Annotated in this window: 5 protein-coding genes; 1 reads left to right on the top strand and 4 read right to left on the bottom strand. The window is 67.1% G+C overall.

Annotated features, from left to right (window positions below; genetic code table 11):
- A partial coding sequence (locus WA317_RS21870; RefSeq protein WP_425175023.1) for a dienelactone hydrolase family protein occupies positions 1–229 on the top strand: 229 nt, incomplete at its 5' end.
- Positions 230–266: 37 nt separating this feature from the next.
- Here WA317_RS21870 and WA317_RS21875 read toward each other — a convergent pair.
- The 4 genes from WA317_RS21875 to WA317_RS21890 form a co-directional block, all read right to left on the bottom strand.
- Positions 267–1247: an aldo/keto reductase gene (locus WA317_RS21875; protein WP_425175024.1), complete on the bottom strand. Its 981-nt coding sequence runs from the start codon at positions 1245–1247 to the stop codon at positions 267–269.
- A gap of 24 nt (positions 1248–1271) precedes the next feature.
- A complete protein-coding gene (locus tag WA317_RS21880; RefSeq protein WP_425175025.1) occupies positions 1272–2297 on the bottom strand; it encodes a phosphotransferase family protein in 1026 nt (341 codons plus the stop codon).
- Entirely contained in the window at positions 2290–3072 is a 783-nt protein-coding gene (locus WA317_RS21885; protein ID WP_425175026.1) for an SDR family oxidoreductase, read from the bottom strand. The genes WA317_RS21880 and WA317_RS21885 overlap by 8 nt, the downstream gene beginning before the upstream one ends.
- A partial coding sequence (locus WA317_RS21890) for an SDR family oxidoreductase (RefSeq protein WP_425175027.1) occupies positions 3069–3790 on the bottom strand: 722 nt, incomplete at its 5' end. The genes WA317_RS21885 and WA317_RS21890, both read right to left, overlap by 4 nt.

The following is a 3790-nucleotide window of genomic DNA, read 5'->3' on the forward strand; positions in this document are numbered from 1 at the left end:
CCTGCGGGCCGACCAGATTCGGGCGGCGATCTACGTCGGCGGCGCCGAAAATGACCACTCGTTCACCCCCGAGCAGGCCGAACAGCTCGAGAAGGCGCTGACGGCGGCAGGGGTTGAGCACAAAATCGAGACCTACCCCGCCGGACACGGTTTCGCCGTCCCGGACAATCCGCCCTACGACGCCGCGGCCGCCGAGCGGCACTGGACAGCCACCCGGGACTTCTTTTAAGGCGAGCTGGCCGGCTGATCCGGTCTCGCCGATCCGGTCAGCCTCCCGTCCACCGCTGCACGAAGTCGGGGTACCGCGCGCCCTGCACCTCCATGCGACTGGTGGCGTCGTCGATAGTACGAAGGTCATCCGCCGTGAGCTCGAGATCGGCCGCCGCGAGATTCTCCTCGAGCCGTTGCAGCCGGCGGGTGCCGGGAATCGGCACGACCCACGGTTTCTGCGCGAGCAGCCAGGCCAGAGCAACCTGAGCGGGCGTGGCGTTCCTGCTCGCTGCAATCGTCTGAAGTAGGTCGACCACGACGCGATTCGCGTCGCGGGCATCGGTGGCGAACCGCGGAATGCTGTTCCGCATATCCATGCGGTCGAATTGTGTCTGCGCGCTGATGGTTCCAGTGAGAAAGCCCTTCCCGAGCGGGCTGTAAGGCACGAAGCCGATGCCCAGTTCTTCCAGGGTGGGCAGCACAGCGCTCTCGGGCTCCCGCCACCACAGCGAGTACTCACTCTGCACGGCGGTCACGGGTTGCACCGCGTGGGCTCGGCGGATGGTCTCCGCGGACGCTTCGGACATGCCGAAGTGCATTACCTTGCCCTCGTCGATCAGCTCCTTGACCGTCCCGGCGACCTCTTCGATCGGTACCCCACGGTCGACACGGTGCTGATAGAACAGGTCGATCGTTTCCACCCCGAGCCGACGCAGCGACGTGTCGGCGACATGCTTGATGTTCTCGGGCCGGCTGTTGAGTCCCCCGATGTTGCCCGTGTCGTCGAAGGCGAAACCGAACTTCGTCGCGATCACCACCTGCCCGGTGAACGGCGCCAGGGCCTCGCCGACGAGTTCTTCGTTGGGTCCGTACGCCTCAGCGGTGTCGAAGAGGGTGACGCCACGCTCGACGGCAGCGCGGATTACCGCGATCATCTCCGCTTTCTCCCCCGACGGGCCGAAACCACGGCTCATCCCCATGCAGCCCAGCCCGATCGCCGAGACCTCGAGGTCACCACCGAGTTGTCGCTTGTCCATCATCGACTCCTTTGTCTGGAAACCTCAGATACCGGCGTCCTTGGCGACCTCGCGGGCCTTCTGCACGAGCGCGTCGATGCGGTGCACGGTCGGGGTGCCGGAGGCCGCCTTGTTCTGCGGTTCGTCGATGGCGCGACGCATCACGCCTTCAGCGATCACCGCCACCTTCCACAACCCCAACGCGTACCAGTACTTCAGCGTCTCGGCGTCCCGCCCGGTCTCAGCCAGATACACCTGCGCCATCTCGGCGCGGTCCGGGAAACCATCGAGCGCAGCGGCGGCGAAATCGCCCGCAGTGTCCTCGCCGCGCGCCGGCCAGTACGCCAAGAGGCTGCCCATGTCGGCCAACGGGTCACCGAGCGTGGAGAGCTCCCAATCCAGGACGGCGATCACTTCGCCGGTCGTGTACGACGTGAGGACGTTGCGCAGGTGAAAGTCGCCGTGCACCAAGGTCAACTCCTGATGCGGCGGTGCGGCGGCAATCAGCCGTCGGGTCAGGTCGTCGAGATCAGGCAGCTCGCGGGTCTTCGACAGCTCCCACTGCCCGGCCCAACGTTTGAGCTGGCGCTGCGCATAAGGTTTGTGGCTGGCCAGATCGCTCAAGCCCACCTCGTCGATGTCAACGGCGTGGATTTTGGCCAGCGTTCGCGGCAAAGACAACCCGATCTGCCGCCGGTGCTGCGGCGTCAACGCTTCCGCGATCGGCATCCGGTCGACCACCAGGCCGTCGACGAACTCCATCAGCAACAGCGGAACGTCGGCGTCGTCGCGGGTGAGCCCGTACACCCGTGGCGTGGGCACAGCGGTGTCCTGCAGAGCGGCCAGTATTCGCGCTTCCCGGCCGACGTCGTGCGCTGACGCCAACAGCGTGCCCAGTGGCGGGCGGCGCAGCACCCATTCCTGATCCGAGGCGTCGCGCACCAGATAGGTCAGGTTCGACTGGCCCAGCCCAATGCGCTCGAAGCGCAGCGGACCGGTGACGGCCAAGCCAAGTTGCTCGAACCAGCCGGCGATCGCGAGCGGGTCGATCCCGACGACCTCGTTAGTCACCGGTGTCGGCCCCGGTCCGGAAGCCGAGCGCATTGCCGAGCACCTGTCCCCCGTCGATCACCATCGCTTCTCCGGTGATCCAGCTCGCCGCATCCGAAACCAGGAACGTCACCGCGCCGGCGACGTCGACGGGCTCGCCGATCCGGCCAAGAGCGGTCGTCGCCGCCACGCCCTCCTCATGCTCCTTCCACAGCGCTTCGGCGAGCCGGGTGCGGACCACCCCTGGGCAGATGGCGTTGACCCGCACGCGGGGGGACAGTTCGAGAGCCAGTTGTTTGGTGACGTGGATCAGTGCGGCCTTGGTGGCGTTGTACATGCCCATGTACGGCGAGTAGTGCAGGCCCCCGATCGACGCGGTGTTGACTACCGCACCGCCGTGCTCCCCCATCCACGCCTTGACCGCAAGTGACGTCCACAGCAGCGGCGCCCACAGGTTGACGTCGAAGGTCTTGGCGAAGCGGGCGTGATCCTGCTCGATCAGCGGGCCGTACGCCGGGTTGGTTCCGGCGTTGTTGATGAGGATGTCCACGCTGCCGAACCGCTGCACAGTCAGGTCGACGCAACGTTGCGCCGCCTCCTCGTCGACGGCGTGAGCGGCCACGCCGATCGCGTTTCCGACGACCTGGGCGGCAGCCGCGTCCGCAGCCTCCTGTTTGCGGGAGGTCAGCACGACGTTCGCACCGGCGCCGGCCAGCCCCTGCGCGATCGCGAGTCCGATGCCGCGCGAGGCGCCGGTGACGATCGCGGTGCGGCCGGCCAAGTGTTCGGCGGTCACTGCGCGTCCGCCTGCAGGCTGCGCTGGTAACGGCGCATACCGCGCAGCCAACGGTCGTAATCGCCGGCCTTGTGGCGATACATCTCGAGCACAATCGGGTGCGGCAGGATCAAGAACCGCTCATCGTCGATGGCTTCGAGCACCGCGTCGGCCACGGTGTCCGGCTCGAGCACCTCACCAGCGGTGGTGACGGCCCGGGTGGCCAACTCGCCCAGCGGGTGACCGGATTGGCCGCCGCCGTACAGCAACTTGGTGTTCACACCCATCGGGCACAAACAGCTCACCCGCACGCCCTGATCGCCGTAGGTGATGTTGAGCCACTCGGCGAAACCGACGGCGGCGTGCTTGGTGACCGAGTAGGTGGCCGAGCCCAGTTGGGTGAGCAGCCCGGCCGCTGAGGCGGTGCTGACGAAGTACCCCTCCCCGCGCTCGATCCAGCGTGGGACCAGCAGTTGTGCCGCGCGGATGTGGGCGCGCAGATTGACGTCGAACGACCGGTCCCAGTCGGCATCGCTGACGTCGAGACCGGCTACACCGGTGATGCCGGCATTGGCGAAATACAGGTCAACCGGACCGAATTCGCTTTCCGCCAGATCGATCAACCGCCGGATCTGCGCGGCGTCCGACACGTCAGCGCCCGCAGCGGCGGCTGCACCGGACCGCTCGGCGTTAATCTCGCCGGCCACCGCCGCCGCGAGCTGGGCGTCCAGGTCGGCGA

The sequence above is a fragment of the Mycobacterium sp. genome, from assembly GCF_049802695.1.
Classification (GTDB): Bacteria; Actinomycetota; Actinomycetes; order Mycobacteriales; family Mycobacteriaceae; genus Mycobacterium.